The organism is Elusimicrobiota bacterium, assembly GCA_016721625.1.
GTDB lineage: Bacteria > Elusimicrobiota > Elusimicrobia > FEN-1173 > FEN-1173 > JADKHR01.
The window spans coordinates 1,846,764-1,873,114 of record JADKHR010000001.1; the positions used below are offsets into that span (position 1 = coordinate 1,846,764).

The window sequence follows — 26,351 nt, forward strand, 5'->3', positions numbered from 1 at the left end:
CTAGCGAGATGGAACCAGGTAGTCCCCGTTCTGCCGATAACCTGCAACTCGAAGTCGTCGAAGTTCTCTTGCAAACATGGATTCTCCAAAGGAATTCGTAAGAGTGACCGAGGTTTGGGGTGAGGCCAGGTAAAACCGTGCGCGACGATCAATCCCCCCTTGAATCCAAGCATCATTCACCTCAGGCGTCCAGCCCTTTCGGAGATTAAGGACCCTGTGCCCTGGAAATGCCTCTGCAACGGCAGTATCGGTGATGTTTCCAATCGTTATTATGTCTTTTGATTCATAGGCGGTTTTGTAAGCACGCCACCCAACATTTGCATCGGAAATGGATTTGAATTTGATAACCGAGGAAAGTTCATTCTTAGAACGGAAGGCGGAGGACAAAGCCCTGGGGCTACTTGGAAACGGCAAATGCCTAAAACCTTGAGTTGATCCAATTCGTTCAGGAACTAAAATGTGACCGCTCTCGCCCAAGTTCAAATTCCATCTATCCAACCCTTTTCGTATGGGTGGCAAGAACAAATTACGACCCTGCGCCCAAAGGTTTTTGGCACCGGAAATTAGTTTTGAATTAATAACATCGTCGGTAGAATTTACTTTTGGCGAGGCGTTGATCCTCATTCCGGCAATGAATGAACCGACAAATCCCCCGACCTGGGCGGATTCCTCGGGCACTCCCAACCCTTCCAACCCCGCTTGGACCGCCCATTGAGAAATCACTATTCCACCAGTAACAAGGGGTGCCGTTAAGGCGAAGTACCCAGCGAACGCAATCCCCACCAATTGGCACCCCAACAGGGCGGATTTGGAACCGTGATAGCCGACAGTGCCTATCACCTGGGTCAGGGCGGGATTAGTTTCGGAGAGGGATCCCAGGGTGGTGAAGATCGCCGCGTCCGCGCTCCGGGCTAAGTCCCTTCGCGTTGAACTGATGGGGTAGGTTAGAACCTCGTGCGCCATCGCCGCGAGATCGGTGACCATGGTGCGAGGCGCGGCCACGGTTAGGCGCGTGGCGGCATTGGATAGTGTGGAGGCGAAAGCCTGGGCCTCCTTTGCGCTCATTAGCCCCTGGGCCGCCATTTCCTCGAGGGCGTTAAACCCGGCGTCCCGATGGGTATCAATGTTTTGTTTGGCTTGGCTCATGTGCGCCCGTTTTAGAAATTCTTCGGATAACGGGTCCACTGGAACACCGGTTTGTTTTAGGTCGGCCTTGGGCGAAAGGTTCTTCATGGCCACGGTCAGGCCCCGGAGGGACTGCTGGAACTTTTTGAAGCTTTCCCCGGCCTGGGTTACCTCTTCCGTCTTTTGGGTGAGGTCACCCTGTTTGGATTCTAAGGTGGTTTGGATATCTTGCGCCTTTCCGTAGTCCCGAGCATTGAGGGCGGTTTGGACCGCCGCCTCGCTTTCCTTTACGGATTTCGAGGCTTGCTCCAATGCCTTCACCGAACCCTTCGGTTCAAAGCGGGATGGGAATGAGGTATCGGTCTGTTTTTCGATGTTGTTCATGAGCGCGTTGGCGGCACCCACGCTCTGCTCCACATCCTGGGCCGCCTTGGACGCCTGGGAAGTTATCCGGTTCGATTCCTCACGGCTGTCCTGTACGCTTTGTTCCAATTGTCCAACGTTTATGGGGGGGCGGCCCTGTTCCAGGTGAACCTTTTTGTCGCCACTTTGGATAAGGGCGCTATTGAGCCGCAGGATCCCCGCTTGCAAGGTGAATGTGGCATGGGAGAGAGTGGCGGGGCTTTCCAGCCCGAAACCCTGGGCCATGTCTTTCTCCAAGTGGATTTGGCCCCCCGGGAACTCGAAACGGCCGGACGCGCCTTCGGGCGTCGTTACCGTCCCCTTAAACGTCATGTTCCCTGGCTGGATGACCCCCAGCCCTTGGATTTTAAGAGGGGCTGTGACCGTCAGACGAGCGTTAGTTTCAAGGCGGGAGAAATCCACGCCCACGGGCGTGATCTTGTCTTTCTCCCCCACGAATGAGACCGGCAGGAGGGTGCCGTCCACCCGTTTGATGGGACCAAAGCTCTTCTCCCCGGCGGTCCCGGAAATCAGAGTCAAATTCTCTCCCTCCGCCTTGAACCGGGAACCCGGTTCCCAGCTCATGCCAAAAGCGTGGGTCTGGCCGCCATGGGTTTCAAATACCCCGTTGGGCTTTGCCTGGAGGTTGGTGAATTGTTGAGCCACTTTCTCCTGACTGGGCGATATCTTTAGCGTTTCCGTCGGCTTAAAAAACTTAACGACGGCCTGCCCGATGGCTTTGAACGGGGCCGCGAGGGCCTTGGCCACCACCTTCAAGACACCCTCCACCTTCGCTAGGAACCCCTGAGGCCGGGCCATGGCTTGCGCCTGCTTAACGACCTGGGGGACTTCGCGCTTTAAATCAAGTTTGACGGGCTCGAATTTGATGTTAGGTTTGAAAACGGGTTTGACCTCCGCAGGAACGAAAGGGACCGTTTGCGGTGCCATGGAGCGCAAGGCCAAGACGGTATTCAGGTTTCGGACTTGGAAGTCCAGACGTTGAGAAGGGGAATGGGTGTTGGGGCGGTTATAAGAGTCGTTGTAGTCCCGGGGTTGATAGGCGCGGGAACGGTCGTTATTCCCAGCGGCAACGGGAGAGGCGACAGAGGCGAATCCAAGGGCAAGGGCTAGGGAGATGGAAATACTTTTTGATAGCGCGGAGTCAGAGTGGGAAGAGAGGGGTCGGCGCATGGTAAAACTCCCGAAGAATTAAGAAGGTAAGTGTATGGGATTGTAGCACGGCCACTTTAAATGTCAATCACAAAGATAATGAGGCGGCAAAGGATGAGCACGCACGAGAAAAGCTGAGATGACTCTGGCTAGGGCGTTTGGATGCCGCCGCCGGGTGTTGGGTGGGGAAGGAGCATTGTGAACAGTAATCCTCTCCGCCCCGCGACGATGGCCGCGGGAAGTAAGGTGGTGTTTCCCTGGGGGGTGTGGGGGGCCACCGGCCAGGCAGACCCCCATAATCCCCCCGCGGACAGCCACGGGGTTTGTGGCTGGCCGTGGGGGGAGGGGGGGCGGTTTGCCTGGAGCGCCGCCAGCGGTGCCGTGCGGGCCGAAGTGCGGCCTGCGCGGCGGCGCAATGGGGCGGCGCTTGCGGTGGCCACCGTTGAGCACGGGTTTTTTGTGACCCCGAGTAGCGAGGCTCTGAACGATAAACAGGCGGGGCGGTGGCGGTGTTTGCCACCGCGGCAGTAGGCGGGGGAGCGGGCCCACGCGCGCGGCGCGACGGCGAAGTGTGCCGTGCCTTGGACACAAGGCTGGGCCCGCGAGTGGATTGTCAATTCGTCCCCGGGGACGAATATATAAGTGCCCTCGGCTGGTTTTCCTACCTTTTGCGCGCGCCAGGACGAGGAGGCCGAGGGCCAACCCTTAAGACTTGTTAGGTTTCCCGAGCCCCGGAGCGGAGGGCGGACCCCTCGCCAGTGGGCAGTGGCCCCGCGCCACACAGACCCAGCGCACAACGGCCAATCAGCGACAGCCCCCACGTGCGGGGCCGCGGACTGCACCTCGGAGCCCGGGGTGAGGCGAACCTCCCGGAGCGGAAGGCGGCACGGTCGCGGGGGCGACGGAGCGGAGCGGCGGCGGCGCGAAGGGCCGACGCGGCGGAGCGGCCCCGGGGGAGAGCGAACCCACCGGAGCGGCGGCTGGGGTTCTCTCCCTCTGGGAGCGAATCAACCGCCAGCGTGGCGGGGCGAGGCGAAGCCGAGCGGCTTTTAAACGCCGGAGCAGGCCCCGAATATATCTCCCAGGGCCGGGACAGACGAACCAATTGGGCGGGGGTGGAGCGAACCTAACGGAGCGCGGGCGGTTCAGTCGCGGGGGCGACGGAGCGGACTGGCCCCGCGCACGTGACCGAGCCGTGGGAGGCGAGGAAATGGTTGGAGGCCGCTAGGCCGGAAACCACGACTAGTGCGGGGCCGGGGAGCGACCGGGTTTGGGCGGGATGGGGCTTTTCGGCGGGAACAGCGAGGGGCGGTGTTTTCGCGGGACCAGCTGGGGGGCTCTTCTTTTCCCGGCGGGACATCAAGGGATTTCCCCGGAGGAACGGGAGCGATTCACTCTTTGGGGCAACGGATCGGAAGTTTGAAAGGTTGAAACGGCGGAGCGATCCCCGACCGACGTTGTGCCGAAGCGGGCGACGTTTCCGCATTCCACCTTGGCGACGAACCAAATGAAGCGGGCTCTTTGCTGAACGTGGGAAAGTGGGCGGGATTGGATTGTTGAAGCGGGACAGTGAACGGACCAGAGGATGGGCCCCGCATGGGGGACTGTGTCCCCGCTGTGTCTCTCTACTAACGCGGACAAATAGAACGGCCCTGCCGGGCGCCGCGATAGCGGTCAACGGTCAAAAAAACGAACGGCAAAGGCGCGGCACCACCTGCCGCAGTGGATGGGAGAGCATCGCACCCCCTCTACACATGCGTCAGGGGGGAGGCCATTCACGGCCTCCCCCCTCCATTCGCAACAGGTCGATCGATCCCCAACAAGGAAGGCCGCACGTTGTAGTCGCCGGTCAGGCGATAGTTTTGCCAATAGTCGTGGGCGATATTTGGGATTGTTATATCGATGGTTGGCGGCCGACTGGAGCCACTCCACTTTTTGCATTCGTTCCAACTTCAAGGTAGGGCCTGTCTCTAATTTCGAGACAGGCCTTTCTGTTTTGCGGGCGGGCGAACAAACGGCGGGCGGCGGGCACGGAGAGGCGGCGGCATCGAGCGAAGAATCTCCCGGTTTTCCGTCGGAATCGGAGACACTTGAACCGAACCGTGATCGTATCCTTGGAATAATAGATTTTCTCCACCCCTCGGCGAACGGCCAAGGCTTTTTCAATTCCGGTTTTGCGCGCGCAATTTTCTATATGCCGTTGGAGTGAATTTTGGAGCATTTCAGGGGTGAGCCGGTCCAAATCGTGGGGCGGTTCGACCCCGGTTAGCTCGGGCTGTTCGGGGGCGTTTTTGAGGGAAAAAAGCATTTGGCGGAGATGGACGGGGTCTTTGGAAAGTCTTAAAAGGTGCTGGTGGATCACATGTTCCAGCCTGGCCGCGCTGATCTGCCTTGAGGAACAGGCGTTCCATCCTTTGTGGCGCGTGGCGGTGCACCGGTAGTAAAAATATCGATGTTTTTCATTTGGCCCCTTTTTGTCCGTAAAAGTGGGGCTCATGATGGAATGGCACTCCCGGCATTCAATTATTCCGGCATAGGGAAGATGATGGTAAGTCGGGTTGGCCTGCCGTTCTTTGAATGGCGATTCTTTCTGAATCGTCCTGACGAGGTTAAAAAGGTCCTCTGAAATAATGGCTTCGTGCCGACCAGGCAGGATGGTTCCCTTGTAAGGAACCTTTCCGGCCGCCGCAGGGCTTTGGAGCACCGCACACACAAAAGAATCGGAAAGTTTTCTGTCATGCCATTTGTCACGCAGGGCGGCGGCTACCTGCTGAACGGATCGCGTCTCCGCAAATCTTTCAAAGATAAACCGAACCACCGGCGCGCTCCGTGGGTTCAACACAAGGTGCCCTTTTTCCTTAAGATATCCGTAGGGCGGGCGGCCACCGTTGTATAGCCCGCGCTTGGCCCGCTGGGCAAACTTGTCTCGAATTCGCTCGGAAGCAAGCTCCCGTTCGAATTGAGCAAAAGTCAGCATGATATTTCTTAACAGTCGCCCAGCGGGGGTGGCGGTGTCAAACCGCTCCGTCACTGAAATATACCCCGTATTGTGCGCTTCAAATAATTCGATCAACTGGTAAAAATCGCGTGGAGAACGGGTGAGGCGGTCGATTTTATAGGTGATCACCATATCCAGCTTGCCGGCTTGAACGTCGGAGATAATTTGTTGGAGGCCGGGACGGGCAGTGTTCGCTCCGGTAAACCCCGGATCAGAATACACCTGAGCCACTGAAAAGCCTTCCTGGCTTGTGATAAACGAGCGAATTCTGTCTTCCTGAGCATCGCATGAGTTAAACTCAACCTCGGCTTGTTGGTCAGTAGAAACGCGGGTGTAAATAGCGCACCGAGTGGTTTTTGTTTTAGGCGTGTCTATGGAGTTCGGTTTCATGTAACGGTCTCCTATTGTGGAATCAGCGGTATTTGTGACGTTCAAACTTTGCCAATTCAAGCTCATTCAATAACCGCAAAAGGGCATCGGCCAGTTGGGGGTCTGATTTCGCGATTTGGGATAACAGATCCATAACGGTCTCCTCCGGGCGGATCGGCAAACCTTTGGGCGTTCGAATTGGCACACCGGATCATCCTTTCTGAACTATGCTTAACGAAAGGCTCGTTTGTATAATACTAGTATAGCCCCAGTAATGCCCTATGTCAAATGAATGTTTTCTTGTAATCTCCCTTTATGGCATCCACGAAAAGCAAGACGAAATCAAAAGGCGGTTGGGGATATTACAAACGTCTAAAACACCCCATGAAAGTAGTGGTCGTCTTTATTTCCGAAGAGGCCCATGCCCGATTAAAAAGAAAAGCCTTTCTTGAGGAAAGAACATTGCAAAAGGTGGCTCGGAGGCTTATTGAAGAGGGAGTAAAGAACGTCCTTCTGGCTGGAAAGGGGAAGAAGGAAGACTAAAAAACCATTTAGCCTGCGCAATATTTTGCTCGTCATTTTTTGAAAATATTTATTCAGCCGCGATGATGGGCCGGTGTTCGGCCCGTTGGCGCGGCTGAATTATTTATTTGACACCTCCTCAGGGCCGGGAGGCGGGCCGACGAATGGCTGTGGGGACTTTTGTCGTAATGGCGCGAGGAGACTTTTCGGGCATTGGTTACTGAGGGCGCTCCTCATGGCTGTGTTGTTGGCGGATCTCCCCTTCACGGCGGGGAGGGGAGGAAGGGGTGGGGAACACATCAGGGGTATCCCTTGCCCCGCCGGGGCGAGGGAGTGGGAAAGGGAGTGGGGTACCCCCCGAGAGGGGGCGCGCGCGGTGTTGGAATTGAAAAAGCCTTGGCCGTTCGCCGAGGGGTGGAGAAAATCTATTATTCCAAGGATACGATCACGGTTCGGTTCAAGTGTGTCTCCGATTCCGACGGAAAACCGGGAGATTCTTCGCTCGATGCCGCCGCCTCTCCGTGCCCGCCGCCCGCCGTTTGTTCGCCCGCCCGCAAAACAGAAAGGCCTGTCTCGAAATTAGAGACAGGCCCTACCTTGAAGTTGGAACGAATGCAAAAAGTGGAGCATACAGTTAGGCCGCCAACTCTCAACCTACTGCTGGCCAACATAGCACATGATTACTGGGAAAACTATCGCCTGACTGGCGACTACAACCTGCGGCCCTCCTAATGGGGATCGTACGACCTGTTGCGAATGGAGGGGGGAGGCCTCGAATGGCCTCCCCCCTGACGCTTGTGTAGAGGGGGGTGCGATGCTCTCCCATCCACTGCGGCAGGTGGTGCCGCGCCTTTGCCGTTCGATTTTTTTGACCGTTGACCGCTATCGCGGCGCCCGGCGGGGCCACTCCAATTCATCGTTCCGGTAGAGAGAGAAGAGACACAGCCTACAGCGCTGGGCCACCGCTCGCGGGCGCAAGCCCGCGCCCGCTCGTCCGTCCCGCTTCGACAACCGTGCCCTTCCCTTCGTCCCCGGCGTTTAGCCAATCGCGCAGTTCCTCCCCCGGTTGACCGGTCCGACCATGTCGTTTGCTTCGGTTCGGTGCGATTGCCAATCGTCCGGCCCAGTTCCGCTTCCGTCCCTTGGTCGGCGGGAAAAGAAACAGCCCCCCGCTGGTCCCGCGAAAAACAGAGCCCCCGCTGTTCCCGCCGAAAAGCCGCTCGGCCGCGCCGCCACGAAAAGCACGCGGCGGCCCCGCCTCGCCCCGCTGTGCTGGCGGTTGAATCGTTCCCCGACGCGACTGAACCCACGCGGCCCGCTCCAACAGAATCGCCGTCCCCCGGGTCGCTCCCCGGCCCCGCACAAAAAACGGGCGCGGGACCAGTCCGCTCCGTCGCCCCCGCGACTGAACCGCCCGCGCTCCGTTAGGTTCGCTCCACCCCCGCCCAATTGGTTCGTCCCTCCCGGCCCTGGGAGATATATTCGGGACCTGCTCCGGCGTTTAAAGCCGCTCGGCTTCGCCTCGCCCCGCCACGCTGGCGGTTGATTCGCTCCCAGAGGGAGAGAACCCCAGCCGCCGCTCCGGTGGGTTCGCTCTCCCCCGGGGCCGCTCCGCCGCGTCGGCCCTTCGCGCCGCCGCCGCTCCGCTCCGTCGCCCCCGGGACCGTGCCGCCTTCCGCTCCGGGAGGTTCGCCTCACCCCGGGCTCCGAGGTGCTGTCCGCGGCCCCGCACTTGGGGGCTGTCGCTGATTGGCCGTTGTGCGCTGGGTCTGTGTGGCGCGGGGCCACTGCCCACTGGCGAGGGGTCCGCCCTCCGCTCCGGGGCTCGGGAAACCTACCAAGTCTTAAGGGTTGGCCCTCGGCCTCCTCGTCCTGGCGCGCGCACGCTTTTGACGATGCTTGTCTGCCCACAAAGCCCGACACGTGGAACGTGGCGGGTTTGTGGTGCTTTCGGCAGTTGTTCGAATGCCATTCTTGGTCCTCCGGATCGGTCCTCAATTTCATAAACTTACGGTGCCGTCAAAAAAGCAATATTGAAAGAGGAATCAGCCCCGCCAATGAAAAACGTCCCAGTCGTCGGCAAATCCATTGACTCCAACGAGTATGAGCGCCTTATCAATGACCTTCGCACCATCTGGGAAACAGGGAAAACCAGAGCCAAACGAGCAATTGTGAAGGAGGCTCTTCGAGCCTATTGGGAAATGGGGGGAAGGATCGAGCAGGAACAACTGACGGAAAATGCGGGCTATGCAAGGTCGGTCATGCAACGGCTGGCCAAGGACATCAAAACCGATATGACCACCCTCTACCGGTGTGTCCAGTTCCACGAGACATACAAGACCGTCCCGGAGACCGAAGTCCTTGCCTGGGCTCACTACCGGGTCCTACTGACGATCAAAGATCCCAAAGAGCGGGAATATTACACGGTCCAAGCGGAAAAAAACGATTGGACCCGGGACCAGCTACTGAGGGCCGTTCAGGGTGACAGATACGGAGAAGGAAAGAAGGGAAAAAAGGCGAAGCAACTCCCCCGCCCAATCGGCGCAACATACGTTTTCAAGGCGATAGTGTTGGACGTCGTTGATGGCGATACTTTGGTCCTCGATGTGGATTGTGGCTTCGAGATCAAAAGAAGGAACGGATCCGCCTGGCGGGAATCGACTGCCCGGAGATCACCACGGAGGAAGGCCGCGAAGCCGCCGAATACGTCCGCACCCAACTGTCCCGCGTCCCCTTCGTGATGCTCCGCACCACCAAGGTGGACATCAACGGCCGATTCCTCGGCCACATCTTCTATTCGCTGGATGAGACGATGGACAAAGACGACATTTACCGTGAAGGTGTGATGCTAAACCAAGAGCTATTGGACAAAGGATTTGCGAGGATATATTAAGTTTTATGGGCCTCCCCAATGGCAAAGTCTATTTCTCTTGCCTGAGGTGCTTTTTCAGGAATTCTAAAAAGGAGCGTATTTGTCAGTGCGCCCGATTTCGCTGTTCGACAAATCATTTCTGCAATCATTGAACGCCTCGGAGGCAATGTGGTTTGATCACCTCTTCCTGGCTAACATATGCCCTATTTTCTATGTCGAAACGCTTGCGGATTTGGAGAAAGAGCCTGGTGGGGGGAGAACCCCTGAGAACGAAGTTCGGATAATTTCCGATAAATTCCCTGAAATGCATGGGGCCCCAAATATTCATCACCGCTCTTTGGTCATCAATGATTTGATGGGACACGCCATATCAATGAGTGGGAGCATTTATGTGGCGGGGGGAAAAGTTGGTCGAGTAGATGCGAAAGCAGTTACCATGTTTGAACATTTTCCGGAGGCAACTGCATTCAGCCGTTGGCAGGACGGCAACTTTTTGGAAGTGGAAAGGACCTTTGCAAGGGTTTGGCGTGAGCAAATGGCGAATCTCGAACTAAAGAGCCTGCTCCCTTTGATCAAAAAATTACAGATTGAAGCGAAGAGCTGCAGGTCTTTGAAAGAATCGTGCGATTTGGCTCGTCTCTTTATCGAAGACCCCGCCAATAAACTTACGTGTATGAAACTGATCATTTTCTTTCAAAAGCTGGAACAGGATTTGGCTACAAGAATATTTCAGAGATGGGAGTCGGGTGGTAGTCCACCAATAAGCCAGTTTGCTCCCTATGCGGCCTATGTTTTAATGGTAGACCTTTTTTTCCTAATTTCTCTCGCCGCCAGTCAGATATCTGTAGATAGGCCATCAAATAGGATGGATATCGGTTATTTGTTCTACCTGCCTTTTGCAATGATGTTCGTTTCTTCAGATCGTTTGCATCAAAGGTGTGCCCCATTGTTTTTGAGGGACGATCAGTCGTTTGTCTGGGGGCTCGATCTAAAAAGAGATCTGGGCGCAGTTAATTCCTATTTCATGAAGTTACCTGATAATGAAAAGGAAAAGGGAGTGATGTCATTCGCTCCGATTCCCCCTAAAGGCTTATGTCCCTTGGTTGACTCTCTGTATGACAAATATTTGATAAAGGATTGGAGAAACGTTCTTGGGAATTCACTGATAAATAAAAAGGAAAATGGAAAGGAAGTGGCAAAGAGGATCCATTCTCTGGTGGATGCTATTCAGGATGCCCCTCATGACCCCTCATTGCATTTATCGGAGGAACCTGACTGTTTGATAATAAAAAGGAAAGTCCATAAAGAGAGGGCCGGGTGGTTCCAACTACCCAAAGATATGGCTCCTAGTAAAGGGGAAAATTCTTAAACCTCTTTGACGCGAGAGCGTAGGGGGAGGGGGATTTTGTAAAGGTGGCGTTGGTTCGGGGGGAAAGACCTATGTCCCCGACAGGGGCTTCAGGGATAACGATTGATGTGGTGGGCAATCGCGTGGCGGCCTAGGTGGGAGTTCCGATGGAGAAGTTTCGGAGCCCTGGGAAAAGCACGGCGGAGGGGGTGCGTGGCCGGTTGTTGCTGGCGAATATAGGGGTGACGGCGCTGGGGAAGACAATGGTTGAAATAGTGGATTACCTTTGAATCAGTCAGCTGGCGGTGAGCCAACTGTATCGTTGCGGAGAGGCCTGGGCCAAATAGAATGAGGCTGTTTGGAGAGCCATCGCAACGGAATAGTTATATATTTATCAGGACGTCCCCAATGGCCGCGTCGCGGGTTGGTAGGCAATGGCGTCCCCAGCGAAGCTGACCATGAAATCCCGGAGCGCACCGTAACCCAAAGGCCCGCCCAGTCTCACCCGGCGGGAAAGTTCGTCCTCCATACCCTGCACCACGGGCGACCAGTAAACCGGTTTCAAAACAAGATCCTCGTTCGCCGCGCCCGCGTTGGCAAACCGTCGCCGAATGTCCGCGATCATCCCGTCGGCGAAGTCCGCCGGAGTATTCCCCACGCCGTGAATAATGGCCACCGCGATCTTCTGTCCCATAATGCGCGAACCCTACAAAATCCCCGCTTGACCGTGCCCGGCTCGTGCGATAGAATCCCCGCATCTCCCAAGACAAAACAGAGGCCCCATGCGCAAGATCAAACGATACGGCTGGCTCCCGGATTTACCCGACCAACGCGACTTCCTTTTCGCCGCCCCGCCGATCAAATTGCCGAAGAAGGTTGACCTCCGCCCCCAGTGTCCGCCCGTTTATGATCAAGGCCAGCTCGGTAGTTGCACCGCCAACGCCATAGGTGTCTCCCATCAGTTCGGTCAGATGCGGCAGGGCGGAGGACAACCAATTAATGCGACAAATGCAACGTCCGCTTTTCTGGATTAGTCGGTAGACTGGGCCTTCTCGAAATATGCCAATAAAAAGCAATCTTGCGATACTTCGACGGTTTAAGGGTAGGGGCGGCGTTCTCCGTAGGGCTGAAGCCTTCCGAAGGCAAGTTCTCCTATCGGGAGAAATCAAAGCGGCGAGAGAAATCGCCATGTGCGCCAATCTCCAATCCCTTTCTCCAGGGAATGAGATCATGACACAGGGCGGGCAGGACAATGAAATTTATTTTGTCCTCAGTGGTTCGGTGGAAGTTCTTGTGAATGGTCGTCAGGTTGGAATTCGAAAAGCCGATGAGCATGTTGGGGAGATGGCGCTTATCGATATAACCGCAACTCGAAGCGCAACTGTCAAGACAATTGAACAGACCGTCGTTGCGAGGGTTTCTGAGAAAAAATTTTCACGGATTGCAAATAAATATCCCGGTGTGTGGAGGCAACTGGCTGTGGTTGTTGCCAAGCGGTTAAGAGAGAGGAACAAGTTCCATACTCCGCCGCGGAACGAACCTGTTGTTTTCATTGGGTCGTCGTCTGGGAAGGGCCTCCCCGTCGCCCAGACCATTAGCAAATATCTGCAACGATGCCCTATTGTGGTGCACCTGTGGACGAATGGTGTGTTTGAAGCATCAAAGACAACAATTGAGGATTTGATGCGGACAGCACGTGAGACGGATTTTTCCGTTCTCGTATTCACCCCTGATGATGTCACTAGAAGCCGTGGGGTTTCTCTGGGTGCGCCGCGCGACAATGTAATTTTTGAAACAGGACTATTCATGGGCTCGTTGGGCCGAGAGCGGACGTACATTGTTACTCCGAAGGAAACGAACTTGAAGCTTCCAACGGACATTTTAGGCCTCTCGCGTTTGACGTATGAATTGCGGAGGGGCAGGAGTATGGCCCGGAACCTACAGCCTGTATTAAGGAAACTGAAAGCTCTCATTCGGAAATTTGGCCCCATATGATAAAGGAGCCTATATGAATACCGGTGATATTTTGAAAGAAGTGGACGAGATCTTAAGTAGCAAGTGGGCAATCAGGGAAGGTAGAAAGGTGCCTGAGGCATCTGATATCCAATTGGGGAATGATGCCATAACGCTGGCAGGGACTGTGTTGTATGCAGACATGAGTGACTCAACAGAATTAGTGAACGGTTATAAACCCTGGTTTGCGGCCGAGATTTACAAGTCGTATCTGGTAGGCGCCTGCCGGATTATCCGTGCGAATGGAGGGGAGATCACCGCTTTTGATGGCGATCGGGTGATGGGCGTCTTTGTCGGAGACCAGAAGAATACATCAGCGGCGAAGGCTGCCCTAAAAATTAACTTCATCGTTAGGAAAATTAATGATGCGATCAAGGCGAAGTTCCCAACCACCTCTTTTATACTCCGCCAAAAGATTGGCATTGATACAAGCGACCTCTTTGTGGTGAGAACCGGTATCCGCAATTCAAATGATCTCGTATGGGTGGGGCGCGCGGCGAATTTCGCCGCAAAAATGTGTTCCATTAATGAGGCTGGGTTTCCCACATTCATTACGGAACAGGTATTCAACAAATTGGCTGATGAAACAAAATTCAGTGGAAATCCCAGGCGGGCCATGTGGGAGAAACAAATTTGGCAGGAGTTTGGGATCGTGATTTACCGTTCAAACTGGTGGTGGAAGCCTTAAATCTTAGCATCCATTAAGGTGGTAGCGTCGGCGCTCTTCTTCAGCGTTTGGAAAAAGGGGACGGAGTTTCTTTATTGACTTTCGCTCGCGCCCATTGCACGCTTGCCTGGTAGTCAAAAAGACAATTATGTCCCCAACATTTTCCTGTCCGGATATTTCCACGGACGAAGGCCGCGAAGCCGCCGAATACGTCCGAAACCAGCTCGCCCGCGTCCCCTTCGTGATGCTCCGCACCACCAAGGTGGACATCAACGGCCGCTTCCTCGGCCACATCTTCTATTCGCTGGATGAAACCATGGACAAAGACGACATTTATCGTCAAGGTGTGATGTTGAACCAGGAGCTATTGGACAAAGAATTTGCGAAGTTATATTAGGTTGACATTCTCGGGGTGCCTCCCCGCGCGAACCAAAAGCGCTTTGACAGCATGACGGAAGGGGGTGTGTAGTGGGACATTGTATGCCGGGGATGCGACGTCCCCCTTACGAATTTGTTACGCTGGCGTTGAAAATGCCTTGTTCAGGAAGCCTTAAACAAACTGAGGAGATATTATTTATGATTCAACGTAAAATACTTGGAATCGGATTAATTGTTGGAATGCTCGGGGGTTTTCTCACTGTCACTGGGTGTGGAAAGGTTCATGTTCGAAAAGCAGTCTGGTCTTCTGATCTTCATCTTTACGACAAAGTCTATATTACGGACGTCAAGGTCTACTCTGAGGAAGAATCGGCCAAAGGCAACAAAGATCTCCTTGCTAAAATCGAGGAATGGAAAACTTATGCCCGAAGTGAGATGGAATCCTATGTTAAAAATAGCCGATACCAGCTCTTGCTTACTCCCCCGACTGAGAAAGACAGGGTGTTGTTGGTGAAGCTGGACATAAAGGTAACCTATGGGAACAAGGCGTTGCGGTATTGGGTGGGGTTCGGGGCCGGGTCTGGAGGAGTGGATTCTCGTTTAACGGTCACGGATAGCCGTACCGGTGAAAAAAAGTTTGAGGTGACTGGAGATAGCGATCTCAGCGTTGGCGCTTTTGGGGGAAACATGGAGGCCGTTTTAAAGAGCAATATTAAAAGCTTGATAGAACAATACCCAAAGAGACCTTTGGCAGAATAATCCCTAAAGGTTTCTCGCCATAAGACCCAGAAAAGGATCAAAGGGGGCGGATCGGTTTATTGGATGATGCGGCGGGTGGGCCCAGGAGTGGATCGGAAACCCTATGAAAGCTTGCTGGCGGAAACGATGGTTGATTTTGGTCCACCTGCTTGGGTTTGGCTTGTTCGGCTTATCCTCCATTATCAGTGGGTGGACCCTGTTTCCGGTTCTGGCACTTTGGCCGGGGTCCGCCAATGATCGAAGAGACCGAGTCCAGCGGGTCATCCACATTTTCTTTCGATGTTTCATCGACCTTTTAGAATGGTCGGGCGGGATGAAACCCCACAAAGCGACCGGGTTTGGCTCCCGAACCGGCCCCCAGGTGGTGGTCGCCAACCATCCGACGCTACTTGATATTGTGTTCCTCTTGGCACATATGCCCCAGGGAGACTGTGTGGTGAAAAAGGAACTGGGGAATAATCCCCTGATCGCGCCCATCCTCTGGGCGGCAGGGTACATTCGAAACGCGGACGGACAGGAAGCGCTTCAGGAAGCGGTCACACGTCTCCAGGCCGGCCGCCGCGTCATTTGGTTTCCGGAAGGAACCCGTTCTCCCGAGAACGGACTGGGCCCCTTTCACCGGGGGTTCGCCCACGCAGCTCTGCGCGCCGGTTGTCCTGTGGTTCCCGTCGTGATACAATGCCGGCCACGCGCCCTCGGACGGAGGCATCAACCGATATATGATATTCCTTCCGAACCCTTTCGGTTGACCCTCCGGATGGGGGATCCTATATGGACTCCCAGGGAACAGAACCCAAGCCGATCCCCGGCCGTCACTGCCCGCGCGATATCGTTGGAAGCGGAAGATTACTTCAGGAGTGAATTGACGCATGCCTGACACAAAACTTGAGCAGGAAATTAAGGAGCTCATCGTCAGTTCCCTGGCGCTGGAAGACACTACACCCAAAGATATCAAAACCGATCAACCGCTTTTTGTGGAAGGGTTAGGGCTTGATTCCATTGACGCCCTGGAGCTGGCCATGGCCCTTTCAAAGAAATACAAGATTCAAATGGACGGGGGGACCCAGGGGTATCGAAAACATTTCGCCTCGGTGGCCTCCCCTGGCCGCCTTCGTTGCCCAGAAAAGGAAAAGCCAATAAATATGCCCACAAAAGAGGACGTCGCCCAACGCATCGAGTCCATTTTTGTGAATGACTTTGGAGTCAAGAAGAATGCCATCCGGCCGACGGCGCGGCTGTATCAGGACCTAGGGCTTGATTCCATTGACGCCATTGATCTGGTGGTCAAGTTGGAAATGGAGACCAAGCTTCGGTTGAAAGCGCCGGATTTGCGGTCCATCAAAACATTTCAGGATGTGGTGGATATTGTGACTGACCGTCTCAAAAATCAAAACCTAAAAAATGAGGTGAAATCATGAACCAATGGCGAACAATCACAGCGTTATTTATGGGCGTCGTCTTGTTTTCGCAAAGCGCTTCCGCCGTTCAGTCTTTTACTGTCGTTGAGAAAACCAAGGCCCCTTCCCTTGATCTTTATAAAGATTGGCGCGCGGAGGCAATAACCAACACTCCCATGGGAGAAGACGAAAAGAAACCCCTGCTCTCTTCCTCCGAAAAGGCGGATTGGGAAAAACGTTTAAAGTCGGCGGAAAACAAACGGACGGGCCTGATCACGGGCGGCGTCATCGGCATCGCTGTGGGGGTGGGATTCACCATCAGTGGCTTGAAAGATATTAACGACGCGGGGAACACGCCGGGATGCACAAAAGACGGATTCGACATCCTTTGCGCCGATGCCGAAAGCACGAATGCCGCGCAGGATAAACTTGACGACGGGCGGATGAAACTACTCGCCAGCATCATTTTTGAAGGGATTGGAATTGGATTTGGAGCCTGGGGAATTGCCACTTCGCCAAAAGTCAACCGATTGCGTCGGGAAGGGAAAGAGAAGGGATTTGTGATGGAATTTTCTCCTGTCGGGGATGGTGGAAAGCTCGCCTATTTCCGAAAGTTTTAATAGGGGGCGGACCAGAGCGTGGGACGTTCGGGCACCTTCCTCCCTCTACACCGCCTCCTGGCGGTCGGACATGGTCCCGAAACGGTAGCGGCCTACGATCAAGGGCAGCCGGTTTTATGGAAGGAATTAGAGCGTCGCGCCGACGCTGTGTGCCGACACGTCAGGCGCGAACAAGGGAAGCGTTGGGGGCTTGCTTGCGATTCAGCCGTCTCCTTTGCCGTGGGTCTCCTCGGACTTTGGCGGGGGGGAGTCCTTCCTGTTCTTTCACCGTCGAGCCGAGCGACTCCAGGAATGTTCGGAAAGGGTATCCGGGGGATTTTGACCGACGCGCGAGGCCGGTTCCCAGGCGCCGTCATCCTCCAGGACTTAAAAGGCGGGACACGCCGACCCACGGCCTCTTTCCGGACCAGGCGGGAAACGGGGGTAGAACTTAGGACATCCGGTTCCACGGGAATCCGAAAAAGGGTCTTTAAACCATTGACTGTTTTGGAGGCGGAACTCTCGGTTCTGGAGTCCACTTTCGGAAACGAGCTTCATGGAGCGGGCATTGTCGCCACGGTGTCCCCGCACCACATTTACGGGCTTCTTTTTCGCATCCTTTGGCCTCTCTGCGCCGGCCGGCCATTTTTGGGGGAGACGCCCTTGCTCTGGGACGATGTTCTGGAGGCCAAATCCGTTTTTGAAAAATGGTTATTGGTCTCCTCCCCCGCTCACTTGGCTCGGGTGGAATCACTGAGTTCCGACGCCGCCTCCGGTTGTCGCGCTGTTTTCTCCTCCGGCGGGGCCTTGACGCCCCTCGAGGCGCGTCAAGCTACCAAACGCCTGGGAACCTCGGTGACGGAGGTGTTTGGTTCGACAGAAACGGGGGGAATCGGCTGGCGAAGGCAACCCGGACGGAAGGATTCCACGCATTGGACGCCCCTGGAGGGAGTTCAGGTGAACGAAACGCCTGCGGGACTGCTTCAGGTCAGTTCCCCCTGGAGCGGAGGCGTGTGTCTTACAGGCGATCGTGGCACCGTTGGCTCGGATGGGCGTTTTCTCCATCAGGGCCGCGCCGACCAAATCGTCAAGATTGCGGAAAAGAGGGTGTCTTTGACTGAAGTCGAAAAACGGCTCATGGAACATCCCTGGATTGACAGAGCCGTCGCTCTCTGCGCCAAGCCAGGGGCCACCCCCCGCGCTTTAAACGCGGGGGTCAGTCTCTCTCCATCGGGACGAAACGCTTTGGCCCGAGAGGGTCGTTCACGGTTTTCTTCCACGCTCCGATCGGCCCTGCGTCGCCGATTGGACGACGCGGCGGTGCCAAAGTATTTTCGTTTTTTGGATAGGCTCCCCATGGACGCGCAGGGGAAGGTATCGAAGGAGGCCGTGGAAAGGTTATTCCTCGTCGCGTATAACCCCGCCTGCACGGGTCCCCTGAAACTTAAGACGTCGACCGTCGGATCCCGTCGCGAGGTGAACTGTCGCGTTCCCAAGGAACTGGGGTATTTTGAAGGCCATTTTCCGCGTTTTCCCGTGGTTCCGGGAGTGGTGGAACTGCAATGGGTCATGGACGAAGCCTCCCGGTGGAAAGGGAAGCTCCCTCCGCTGAAGGCCGTGGAGGGTCTCAAATTTAAACAGTTTCTTGAACCAGGCCAAACTTTTCGCATCACTCTGGATTGGAAAGAGACGGCCGGGGGGCCGGTGCTTTCTTTCTCCCTGGCGGAGGGTAACGTTCTCTTCGCGGAAGGCCGTTGCCGGTTTTCGTGAGCGGTCCGCGACACTGCATTGTTATCCCCGTTTACAACCATGGGGAAGCCTTGGCCAGAGTGTTGGACGGTTTATCCCCGGCCGGTTTGACGTGTTTCCTGGTGGACGATGGAAGCGACGACGCGACCCGGTCCCTCCTGGCCGGTCTCCCCGGGCGATTCCCCTGGGTGGTCCTTGTGACCCTTCCCCGGAACCAGGGCAAAGGGGCGGCCGTTAAAGAAGGGTTGCGCCGGGCGGCGGAGGCCGGATACACCCACGCGGTGCAAATGGATGCGGACGGCCAGCATGACCCCGGCGATGTGCCCCGCTTTGTGGAGACATCTCTCCTCCATCCGGAGGCGCTGGTCTTGGGGTATCCCCTGTTCGGGCCGGACGCTCCCCGTGGCCGGTTGTATGGGCGGTGGGTGTGCAAGCTTTGGGTATGGTTGGAGACGCTTTCTTTCTCCATCCGAGACCCCCTGGTCGGGTTCCGGTGTTATCCGTTGACCCCGATCCTGGATATGATGCGGAGCGAACATTTGGGGAACAGGATGGATTTCGATCCGGAGGCGGCGGTGCGCTTGTCGTGGCGCGGTGTGCCCATCGTGTCCATTCCGACCCGTGTCCGCTACCCGGTAGGCGGCGTGTCTCATTTCCGACTCTGGGCCGACAACTGGGACATTACTCGTATGAACACACGGCTCTTTTTTGGTCTCTTGTTTCGCGGACCATCGCTATTAATACGAAAATGCCGGAAAAAGTGACAGCGGGCCATCGTCCGGCGTGGCTGGCCGTGGCCGAGACGGGGTCCCGTTGGGGCATGGGGATCACGGCCTGGGTGCGGCAGGTGTTGGGATATCGGGTGGCGAGGGAAATGTTGCGCCCCATCGTTCTCTATTATCTGCTTCGGCGGAAAGCTGTCCGGCGATGGTCAAGGGCTTACTTAACCCGCGCCCTGGGTCGTCCGGCCGGGTTTCGTGATGTTTTTCGCCAGGGGCTTTCCTTTGCCACCGCGATCTTGGACCGTCTGGATTTTTGGCGAGGACGTTGGGACGCCTATCACTTCGACATTCACGTCCCGGAAGATGTGGCCGCGATCGGGCGACAGGGAAAGGGCGTGGTTTTTTTAAGCGCGCACCTGGGCAGTCACGATGCCCTGCGGGCTTTGATTAACCGATGGGGATGGAAACTAAACGTTGTCATGTATCGGGGGCATTCACCGTTGATTTCTGAACTTTTTCGCCGTCTGACTCCCGCGCGGGAGGTGGGCCTTATTGAAGACGAGCCGGGCAGTCCCGATACGGTCCTCCGACTCCGGGAAGCGGTGGCCCGGGGCGAATGCGTGGGACTTTTGGGAGACCGTGAGCCGGCGGGCGGCGGTGGCCGGGGGATGGAGGTTCCCTTCTTTGGGAGGAAGGCGATCTTTCCCTCCACCCCATTTTTGTTGGCGGCCCTTTTGGAGTGCCCCGTGTTTTTGGCGCTCGCCGTTTCCACGGGGCCCCGCCGTTACAGCATCCACGTTGAAAGGATCATTGATCGCATCCCGCTTCCGCGGGGTGAGAGAGAACAGGTCCTGCAGGGCGTGGTTCGCCACTTCGCGGAGCGACTCGAATATTATTGCCGTCTTTACCCCTACGAATGGTTTAACTTCTATGACTTCTGGAATGAAGAAAACGCTTAACGCCGGCGGTCATCGCTGGACGATCGAGGATGTCCGGCAGGTGGCGCGTGGGCGGGCCCGCGTGGCGTTGCCCTCCCGAGGGCCCACGCGCCGTTTGGTGGAGGCCGGGGCCGCCTATCTGGAGCGGTTGTGGCGAGAGGGAACCCCCGTCTACGGGGTGACGACCGGATTCGGCGCCTCCGTTGATCGGCCCGTTCCCCGGGAACTCGTCCTCGAACTGCCTCGGCAAATGGCGCGCTTTCACGGGTGCGGGCTGGGGGCGATTCTTGATGAGGAAACGACGTTGGCCGTGTTAACCGTCCGGCTGGTGTCCTTGGCCAAAGGGTATTCCGGCGTGCGTTGGTCTCTCCTCCAACGATTGGTCTTAATGATCAACCGCCGTCTGCTCCCCTTGATCCCGGAAGAAGGCTCGGTGGGCGCCAGCGGGGATTTAACGCCGCTTTCCTACCTGGCCGCCGCCCTTATGGGGGAAAGGCAAGTCCTGTGGCGGGGACGGCGTGTGCCGGCCCGACGGGCGCTCCGGGATTTGGGCGTTCTCCCCATGACCCTGCTTCCCAAAGAGGGTCTGGCGATCATGAACGGGACCAGCGTCATGACGGGGATCGCCATCCTGGTGTACCTGCGCGCGACCCACATTGCCCACTTGGCCTGCCAGGCGACAGCGCTCACTGTGGCGGCCTTGGGGGGGAACCCGGGCCCCTTTGATGCCGACCTGTTCCGGCTCAAGGACCATCCCGGTCAGACCCGGGCGGCCGCTCGTATCCGGAAGATGTTGCGGGGGGTGGGCGGGCTATCGCACAACGGCCGCCTACAAGATCCCTATGCCGTGCGGTGCGCTCCCCATGTCATCGGGGTTTTGGAGGACGCGCTGGACTGGTCCCGCCACTGGATCGAACGCGAGATGAACGGCGTAAGCGATAATCCTCTGATCGATGGAGTAAAAAAGAAAGTGCTTCACGGGGGGCACTTCTATGGTGGGCACATCGCCTTCGCCATGGACGCCCTTAAATCGGCGGTGGCCGGCGTGGCCGACCTGCTGGATCGCCAAGTGGCTCTCCTGGTGGATGTGCGGACAAACCACGGCCTCCCGGCCAACCTCACGGGCGCGACCGAATCCCGGCTACCTGTCAATCACGGGCTGAAGGCCCTCCAAATCTCCTGCTCGGCCTGGACCGCGGAGGCGCTCGGATTGACCATGCCCTCCGCGTCCTTTTCCCGATCCACGGAATGCCATAACCAGGACAAGGTAAGCCTGGGGACCATATCCGCCCGAAGCGCGCGGCGCGTGGTCGAACTGACAGAACAGGTGACGGTGGGGTCTCTCCTGGCCGGGGCGCAAGGGATTGAGTTGCGATCGAAATTGTCCGGTCGATCCATTCCGGGGAGTCTCAACGACACGCTTCACGCTGTGCGTGGGAGGGTTCCCTTTCTTAGGGAAGACCGCCCCTTGGACAACGATCTTCACTCTCTGCTTTCCTGGATAAGGGCGTTGCCATGAGAGAGAGAAAGGTCCGTTTCGTTTCCGAGGTGCCTTTTTGCGATGTGGATTCCCTGGGGGTGGTCTGGCACGGGCGATATCTTAATTATTTTGAATTGGCCCGCACGGCGCTCTTCCGGCAAGTCGGTTTTGATATCAAAGAGATGACCCGCTCCGGATACGTTTGGCCGGTCATTGAGGCTCATTGCCGCTATTTGTCGCCCCTGCAATATGGGGACCGCTTTGCGGTAGACGCTCGCTTCGCGGACATTCAACATCGGGTCAAGATCGAGTATACCGTCACGGGTCCCGGGGGACGCCGCGTGGCCAAGGGGCACACCGTTCAGGCCGCCGTGCGGGCTAAGACGGGGACCCTGGTATTGAATACGCCCGACGTTCTTCTTCACCATCTTTCTTTGTGGAAGGAAGGCACTTTGCCGAAATCCATAAACAAATCCCCCCGCACCCCCCTTTCCCAAAGGGGGGATCCGCCAAAACTTCGTCTGAAACGCCGTCGAGGTCAAAGAATCTAGTGGTGCGACCGGGTTGGTCGGCGATGGTTGTCGCGATGGGTTTAAGTGTTGCGGCCGCCGAATTCGGTGGTTCTCCCCAGGACCCGGCGCCATTGCTCGGCCAGGTGGCCGAGGCTCTTCGGTCGGTAGAAATGGTCGAGGCGTCGTTTATCAGCGACCAAATACTCCCACCGCTTGAAAAACCGCTTCGCAAGGAGGGGTTTATTCGGGTGGCACCCCGACGGGGGATTTACCAGCGATTGGATAGGCCCTTGGCGCAAGAGCTTTTGATCCTCCCGGGAGAATTGTGGGAACGGCAACCACCGGCCCCCTGGCGACGGATCCAGACAGGGGGGGTTGCAGAAGCCCACGTCATGACCGACGCGCTCCTGGCGCTCCTCTCCGGCGACGCTGACCGCTGGACGGACCTTTTCCTTTCCCATCAGGAAGGATCGCTGGAAGAGTGGCGACTTTCTTTTGAGCCCCGCCCCAAACACCCGGTGGCGAAACATTTGCTTCGTATCGAAATGTTCGGTCGGGGACCTTTGTTGGATTCCCTGTCTCTGTACCTCAAAGGCGGAAGTCAGGAAACGATGAGGTTTTCGGACCAAAAAATCATTTCCGAAGCTACGGCCGCCCAGTGGAACCTTTTCTCCTCGCCCCCGGATTCGGGGCCTCGCCCAACGCCATGAACCAATGGGCTGTCTTGGCCGGGCGGGCTTGGTTGGCCATCGTCCTATTGGCCGGGTTGGACGTCGGGGTTCGCCTGTGGAAGGGCCCTTTCGCCGAAACAAATATTTTGGCCCTTTTCCCGGAAAGCGAACGGGATCCTTTCCTTCAATCTGCCTCTGAAATCGCCGGGGAACGGTTTGGCCGGACCCTAGCCTTCCTTATCTCGAACCCAGACCCGGAAAGCCTGGAAGAGTCCGGGAATGAATTGGTCGGCCGTCTTCAGAAAAGCGGTCTGTTTTCGGAGGTTTTTGCGAAGGTGGGGAGGGACAATGCGCGGGCGTTTGCGGATTTCTATTTTCCCCGGAGATATGAACTCCTGTCTCCGGAGGACCGGCTGGCGTTGGATCACCCGGACGGAGCCCATGTCCTCTTAAACCGAACAATGGCCCTTCTGGCCGGGCCCATGGGGCCCGCCCTTTCGCCTCTCCTCCGGAAGGATCCTCTCCTCTTTTTTCCACGTCTCATAAAATCCTGGGCTTGGTCCATGGGAGAAGGCGGGGGGGCGGGGCCTCCTGAGTCACGACGGCTCATCCAGGCGGAGTTGGCTGGCAACCCCATGACCACCCCCATCCAGGAAAGAATCGCTTCTCTTATTGAAAGTCTTCGCCGGGAGTGGAGCGGAAAACGGGGCGACACCCGGCTGGACGTCGCCGGCCTCGCTCTGTTCGCTCGCGCGGAGCGGCAACGTCTCCAACAAACCATTCAACAGGTTACGCTCATTTCTTTAGTGGGCATCCTTCTTTTGGTCACCTGGTTTTTTCGATCCCTTCGGCCCTTCTTACTGACGGTGGCGGCCTTGGGGGCCGGCACGATGGTGGCCTGCGCGGTTTCGGTGAGGGTATTTGGGAGCGTTCACGCGGCGACCTTGGCGTTTGGGTCGAGCCTCCTGGGAGTGGCGGTGGATTACGCTTTGCATTACTTTTCTCACCAGGCTACATCCCTCGGCGAACGGCCTATGGAAACGGTGGCGGCGGTGCGCCCCGGGATATTGATGGGAAGTCTCACGAGCGTGATCGGATACGCGGCCTTGGCCCTTTCGGGATTCCCCGGATTGCGGCAGATCGCTGTTTTTTCCTGCGTTGGCTTGGCCGCCACAGTGGTATCGGTGTTTCTCTGGTTCCCCCATTGGACAATTCCCAAGAGGACGCGACGCGGGAATGGATTCCTTCGTTTTTGGGAGTCAATTCGGACCTGGGGATGGAAAAGCGGCGTCCGACGGTGGGCCTTGATCGGATTCCTGGGAGTTCTCTTGGCCGGGGTGGCCCGGGTGCATTTCGATGACGACGTGCGGCGTCTCCGCTCGGAAGACGCGGATCTCTTGGCCCAGGAAAACCGAATTCGTTCCCAGGGGGGAGACCTGGATATCGGGCGTTATTTGTTTATCCAAGGCTCCTCGCAGGAAGAAATCCTGACCCGCCAGGAACATCTGGAGGTCCGGCTCGGACAAATGAAACAGGAGGGAATGCTCAAATCGTTTCTGACCCTGGCGCCTTTTCTCCCCAGCGACCAGCGACGACTGGAGACACGAAAACGGCTGGCGGACCTCCTCTCACGCGAGGGAGAAACGATCCGACAGTCTCTCCGATCCTGGGGGGTCCCCCGAAAAGCCATTCAGTCTTTTTTTGCAGATGCGCGCGAATCCGCTCCTGACCCGTTTCCCATGGAAAAGTGGCAGTCGTCCCCGGTTTCCCAAGGACTCAAAACCCTTTGGCTGGGAAATCTTCCCGAAGGGATGGGATCAATGGCCTTGCTGGGGGGGGTGAAGGACGAAAACACTTTACGCCGCGAGGTGGCGAATCTTCCCGGTGTAACCTATTTTGATAAATTGGGCGGGTTTTCGGAGCTTTTGGGACGGTATCGTCACCGGGCTTTGTTCCTAGGATGTTTCGTCTACATTGCCATCTTTCTGATTGTCGCAGCGCGATTTGGCTTAAAAAGTGGGATCCGGGTCACGGCGCCCTGTCTCCTGAGCGCCGCCGTGGTCATGGGGGTGCTTGGGTGGACCGGAACCCCGGTGTCTTTTATTCATGTGTTGAGTGTGATATTGGTGATGGCCATGGGCATCGACTATTCCATCATTTTTGAAGAAATGCGACGGTCCAGGCTCGCCCCCTCCGGGGCGGTCTGGGGCGTAACGCTTGCCGCCGCGACCACCATTATTTCATTTGCCGCGCTGGCCTTTTCGAAAGCGCCCCTATTAAAAGCGGTGGGCGCAACAGTGGCGGTCGGCATCACCTGTTCCTATTTGTTCGCCACCGTTTTTTCCCAACCCCCCCATGATTGACGAACGGCTAATCCTTTCGACTATGGGCCTCGTGTGCTCCCTGGGAGTGGAGGGAGACGTTGTCTGGACGACGTTGATGGACGGAAGCACCTCGGCTTTGGTCGAAGATTCCGACCTGTGGCCGGGGCGACGGGTGCTGGTTGGGCGGGTCCCTGGACCGCTCCCGGAAATTCCCGCCTCTCTTTCCCGTTTCCGTTGCCGCAACAACCAGTTGACCCTGTCCGCCCTGAAACAAATGGAACCGGCGACCACCGCCGCCGTCGCACGCTACGGCCCTTCCCGGATCGGTGTGGTCATGGGGTCCAGCACCTCCGGCATCGCGGAAACAGAATTGGCCTACGCCCATTGGCTGGACGGGGGACGTTACCGGAACAATTCAACTATGCTCAGCATGAAATGGGAAGCGTGGCGGAATTTGTCGCGGAATTCCTCGGCCTGACCGGACCGGCATTTTCGATTTCGACTGCCTGTTCTTCCGGCGCCAAGGCGTTCGCCTCGGCGAAAATGCTTTTAAAAAGTGGAACCTGTGACGCCGTCTTAGTGGGAGGAGCGGACAGCCTTTGCCGAATGACAGTGCAGGGGTTTGGGGCGCTCGCCTCTCTCTCGGGCTCCCCGGCGAATCCCTTGAGCCGCCACCGCAACGGTCTTAATGTTGGGGAAGGAGCCGCGGTGTTCCTTTTAGAACGGGGAAGCGGCGGGATAGCTTTGCACGGGGTGGGGGAATCCTCCGACGCCTATCATCTCTCCGCCCCCGACCCGGAAGGGAACGGAGCGCGTATCGCCATGGAATCGGCCCTGGCCGATGCCGGGATGTCGGCCGAGCAGTTGACATACATCAACCTGCATGGAACCGGAACGATTCAAAACGACCGCATGGAAGCCAAAGCCGTGGCCACCCTGGGTTTAACTATTCCCGTCAGTTCCACCAAGGGGTTTCACGGCCATGCCCTGGGGGCGGCCGGGGCGATTGAAGTCGGACTTTGCTGGTTGGCGCTCGCTCACGGCCAAGGGAAACGGGTGCCCCTTTTGCCCCATTTGTGGGACGGCCAGAGAGACCCGGATCTTCCGCCTTTGCGGGTGGCGGGGCGGGGGGAATGGGTTGTCCCGCCGAGGGGGAAAGCGCGGTTCCTTAGTAATTCTTTCGCGTTCGGGGGGAACAACGCCGCCGTCATTGTGGGAAGAGACCTGTGACAACCTGTGCCCTCCCAACGGTCAAGGTCGCGGGCTGGTCGGCCCTCGCGCCAAGGGACTCGCTCTCCACGTGTGAGACGTCTTTGCCTCAAGATGTCCGAGCTCT

At 56.9% G+C, this 26,351-nt stretch carries 20 protein-coding genes and 1 pseudogene; 18 read left to right on the forward strand and 3 right to left on the reverse strand.

Annotated features, from left to right (window positions below; genetic code table 11):
• The gene (locus IPP35_07930; GenBank protein MBL0059024.1) at positions 1–2,718 is read right to left on the reverse strand and encodes a hypothetical protein; all 2,718 of its coding nucleotides are present in this window, start codon (positions 2,716–2,718) and stop codon (positions 1–3) included.
• A gap of 177 nt (positions 2,719–2,895) precedes the next feature.
• On the opposite strand from IPP35_07930, the gene IPP35_07935 reads away from it, so the two are divergent.
• Complete coding sequence (locus IPP35_07935; protein MBL0059025.1) at positions 2,896–3,228, forward strand: hypothetical protein; 333 nt, start codon at positions 2,896–2,898, stop codon at positions 3,226–3,228.
• 1,363 nt (positions 3,229–4,591) lie between these two features.
• Here the strand turns inward: IPP35_07935 and IPP35_07940 are convergent.
• Positions 4,592–6,085: a recombinase family protein gene (locus IPP35_07940; protein ID MBL0059026.1), complete on the reverse strand. Its 1,494-nt coding sequence runs from the start codon at positions 6,083–6,085 to the stop codon at positions 4,592–4,594.
• A gap of 2,558 nt (positions 6,086–8,643) precedes the next feature.
• Between IPP35_07940 and IPP35_07945 the strand changes: the two genes are divergently transcribed.
• Together IPP35_07945 and IPP35_07950 are read left to right on the forward strand one after the other, a co-directional pair.
• Complete coding sequence (locus tag IPP35_07945; GenBank protein ID MBL0059027.1) at positions 8,644–9,327, forward strand: hypothetical protein; 684 nt, start codon at positions 8,644–8,646, stop codon at positions 9,325–9,327.
• Between the two features lie 237 nt (positions 9,328–9,564).
• Positions 9,565–10,827 carry a hypothetical protein gene (locus IPP35_07950; GenBank protein ID MBL0059028.1) on the forward strand — a complete coding sequence of 421 codons (1,263 nt, stop codon included), beginning with the start codon at positions 9,565–9,567 and terminating at the stop codon, positions 10,825–10,827.
• A 373-nt stretch (positions 10,828–11,200) separates the two neighbouring features.
• On the opposite strand, the gene IPP35_07955 is transcribed toward IPP35_07950, so the two are convergent.
• On the reverse strand, positions 11,201–11,500 hold the full coding sequence (locus tag IPP35_07955) for a hypothetical protein (protein MBL0059029.1): 300 nt from the start codon (positions 11,498–11,500) through the stop codon (positions 11,201–11,203).
• Positions 11,501–11,865: 365 nt separating this feature from the next.
• Here IPP35_07955 and IPP35_07960 point away from each other — a divergent pair, with 365 nt between their 5' ends.
• The 15 genes and pseudogenes from IPP35_07960 (at position 11,866) to IPP35_08030 (ending at position 26,245) form a co-directional block, all read left to right on the forward strand.
• Positions 11,866–12,801, forward strand: coding sequence for a nucleotide-binding protein (locus tag IPP35_07960; GenBank protein MBL0059030.1), 936 nt, complete (start codon positions 11,866–11,868; stop codon positions 12,799–12,801).
• A gap of 13 nt (positions 12,802–12,814) precedes the next feature.
• Positions 12,815–13,507 carry an adenylate/guanylate cyclase domain-containing protein gene (locus IPP35_07965; GenBank protein MBL0059031.1) on the forward strand — a complete coding sequence of 231 codons (693 nt, stop codon included), beginning with the start codon at positions 12,815–12,817 and terminating at the stop codon, positions 13,505–13,507.
• A gap of 127 nt (positions 13,508–13,634) precedes the next feature.
• Positions 13,635–13,883 (forward strand): hypothetical protein, encoded by a 249-nt coding sequence (locus IPP35_07970; GenBank protein ID MBL0059032.1) that lies wholly within the window; start codon positions 13,635–13,637, stop codon positions 13,881–13,883.
• Positions 13,884–14,062: 179 nt separating this feature from the next.
• A complete protein-coding gene (locus tag IPP35_07975) occupies positions 14,063–14,623 on the forward strand; it encodes a DUF4410 domain-containing protein (protein ID MBL0059033.1) in 561 nt (186 codons plus the stop codon).
• 103 nt (positions 14,624–14,726) lie between these two features.
• Entirely contained in the window at positions 14,727–15,500 is a 774-nt protein-coding gene (locus IPP35_07980) for a 1-acyl-sn-glycerol-3-phosphate acyltransferase (GenBank protein ID MBL0059034.1), read from the forward strand.
• Positions 15,493–16,041, forward strand: coding sequence for a hypothetical protein (locus IPP35_07985; GenBank protein ID MBL0059035.1), 549 nt, complete (start codon positions 15,493–15,495; stop codon positions 16,039–16,041). Before IPP35_07980 ends, IPP35_07985 begins: the two co-directional genes overlap by 8 nt.
• Entirely contained in the window at positions 16,038–16,640 is a 603-nt protein-coding gene (locus IPP35_07990) for a hypothetical protein (protein ID MBL0059036.1), read from the forward strand. The genes IPP35_07985 and IPP35_07990 overlap by 4 nt, the downstream gene beginning before the upstream one ends.
• Positions 16,641–16,958: 318 nt before the next feature.
• Positions 16,959–18,389, forward strand: coding sequence for an acyl-CoA synthetase (locus tag IPP35_07995; protein MBL0059037.1), 1,431 nt, complete (start codon positions 16,959–16,961; stop codon positions 18,387–18,389).
• Positions 18,374–19,132, forward strand: coding sequence for a glycosyltransferase family 2 protein (locus IPP35_08000; GenBank protein MBL0059038.1), 759 nt, complete (start codon positions 18,374–18,376; stop codon positions 19,130–19,132). The genes IPP35_07995 and IPP35_08000 overlap by 16 nt, the downstream gene beginning before the upstream one ends.
• Complete coding sequence (locus IPP35_08005) at positions 19,117–20,049, forward strand: lipid A biosynthesis acyltransferase (GenBank protein MBL0059039.1); 933 nt, start codon at positions 19,117–19,119, stop codon at positions 20,047–20,049. The genes IPP35_08000 and IPP35_08005 overlap by 16 nt, the downstream gene beginning before the upstream one ends.
• Positions 20,033–21,547 (forward strand): aromatic amino acid lyase, encoded by a 1,515-nt coding sequence (locus tag IPP35_08010; protein ID MBL0059040.1) that lies wholly within the window; start codon positions 20,033–20,035, stop codon positions 21,545–21,547. Before IPP35_08005 ends, IPP35_08010 begins: the two co-directional genes overlap by 17 nt.
• Positions 21,544–22,059: an acyl-CoA thioesterase gene (locus tag IPP35_08015; GenBank protein ID MBL0059041.1), complete on the forward strand. Its 516-nt coding sequence runs from the start codon at positions 21,544–21,546 to the stop codon at positions 22,057–22,059. The genes IPP35_08010 and IPP35_08015 overlap by 4 nt, the downstream gene beginning before the upstream one ends.
• A gap of 35 nt (positions 22,060–22,094) precedes the next feature.
• The gene (locus IPP35_08020; GenBank protein ID MBL0059042.1) at positions 22,095–22,730 is read left to right on the forward strand and encodes a hypothetical protein; all 636 of its coding nucleotides are present in this window, start codon (positions 22,095–22,097) and stop codon (positions 22,728–22,730) included.
• Positions 22,727–25,054: an MMPL family transporter gene (locus IPP35_08025; GenBank protein MBL0059043.1), complete on the forward strand. Its 2,328-nt coding sequence runs from the start codon at positions 22,727–22,729 to the stop codon at positions 25,052–25,054. The genes IPP35_08020 and IPP35_08025 overlap by 4 nt, the downstream gene beginning before the upstream one ends.
• Positions 25,047–26,245 (forward strand): annotated as a pseudogene (locus tag IPP35_08030) (beta-ketoacyl-[acyl-carrier-protein] synthase family protein). Before IPP35_08025 ends, IPP35_08030 begins: the two are co-directional and overlap by 8 nt.
• Positions 26,246–26,351: the final 106 nt, after the last annotated feature.

Excerpts from the sequence above, each read along its gene's own strand:
- IPP35_07930 (MBL0059024.1), bottom strand. The coding sequence starts at position 2,718 with ATGCGCCGACCCCTCTCTTCCCACTCTGACTCCGCGCTATCAAAAAGT.
- IPP35_07940 (MBL0059026.1), bottom strand. The coding sequence starts at position 6,085 with ATGAAACCGAACTCCATAGACACGCCTAAAACAAAAACCACTCGGTGC.
- IPP35_07945 (MBL0059027.1), top strand. The coding sequence starts at position 8,644 with ATGAAAAACGTCCCAGTCGTCGGCAAATCCATTGACTCCAACGAGTAT.
- IPP35_07955 (MBL0059029.1), bottom strand. The coding sequence starts at position 11,500 with ATGGGACAGAAGATCGCGGTGGCCATTATTCACGGCGTGGGGAATACT.
- IPP35_07960 (MBL0059030.1), top strand. The coding sequence starts at position 11,866 with ATGCCAATAAAAAGCAATCTTGCGATACTTCGACGGTTTAAGGGTAGG.
- IPP35_07965 (MBL0059031.1), top strand. The coding sequence starts at position 12,815 with ATGAATACCGGTGATATTTTGAAAGAAGTGGACGAGATCTTAAGTAGC.
- IPP35_07970 (MBL0059032.1), top strand. The coding sequence starts at position 13,635 with ATGTCCCCAACATTTTCCTGTCCGGATATTTCCACGGACGAAGGCCGC.
- IPP35_07975 (MBL0059033.1), top strand. The coding sequence starts at position 14,063 with ATGATTCAACGTAAAATACTTGGAATCGGATTAATTGTTGGAATGCTC.
- IPP35_07980 (MBL0059034.1), top strand. The coding sequence starts at position 14,727 with ATGAAAGCTTGCTGGCGGAAACGATGGTTGATTTTGGTCCACCTGCTT.
- IPP35_07985 (MBL0059035.1), top strand. The coding sequence starts at position 15,493 with ATGCCTGACACAAAACTTGAGCAGGAAATTAAGGAGCTCATCGTCAGT.
- IPP35_07990 (MBL0059036.1), top strand. The coding sequence starts at position 16,038 with ATGAACCAATGGCGAACAATCACAGCGTTATTTATGGGCGTCGTCTTG.
- IPP35_08005 (MBL0059039.1), top strand. The coding sequence starts at position 19,117 with ATGCCGGAAAAAGTGACAGCGGGCCATCGTCCGGCGTGGCTGGCCGTG.
- IPP35_08010 (MBL0059040.1), top strand. The coding sequence starts at position 20,033 with ATGAAGAAAACGCTTAACGCCGGCGGTCATCGCTGGACGATCGAGGAT.
- IPP35_08015 (MBL0059041.1), top strand. The coding sequence starts at position 21,544 with ATGAGAGAGAGAAAGGTCCGTTTCGTTTCCGAGGTGCCTTTTTGCGAT.
- IPP35_08020 (MBL0059042.1), top strand. The coding sequence starts at position 22,095 with ATGGGTTTAAGTGTTGCGGCCGCCGAATTCGGTGGTTCTCCCCAGGAC.
- IPP35_08025 (MBL0059043.1), top strand. The coding sequence starts at position 22,727 with ATGAACCAATGGGCTGTCTTGGCCGGGCGGGCTTGGTTGGCCATCGTC.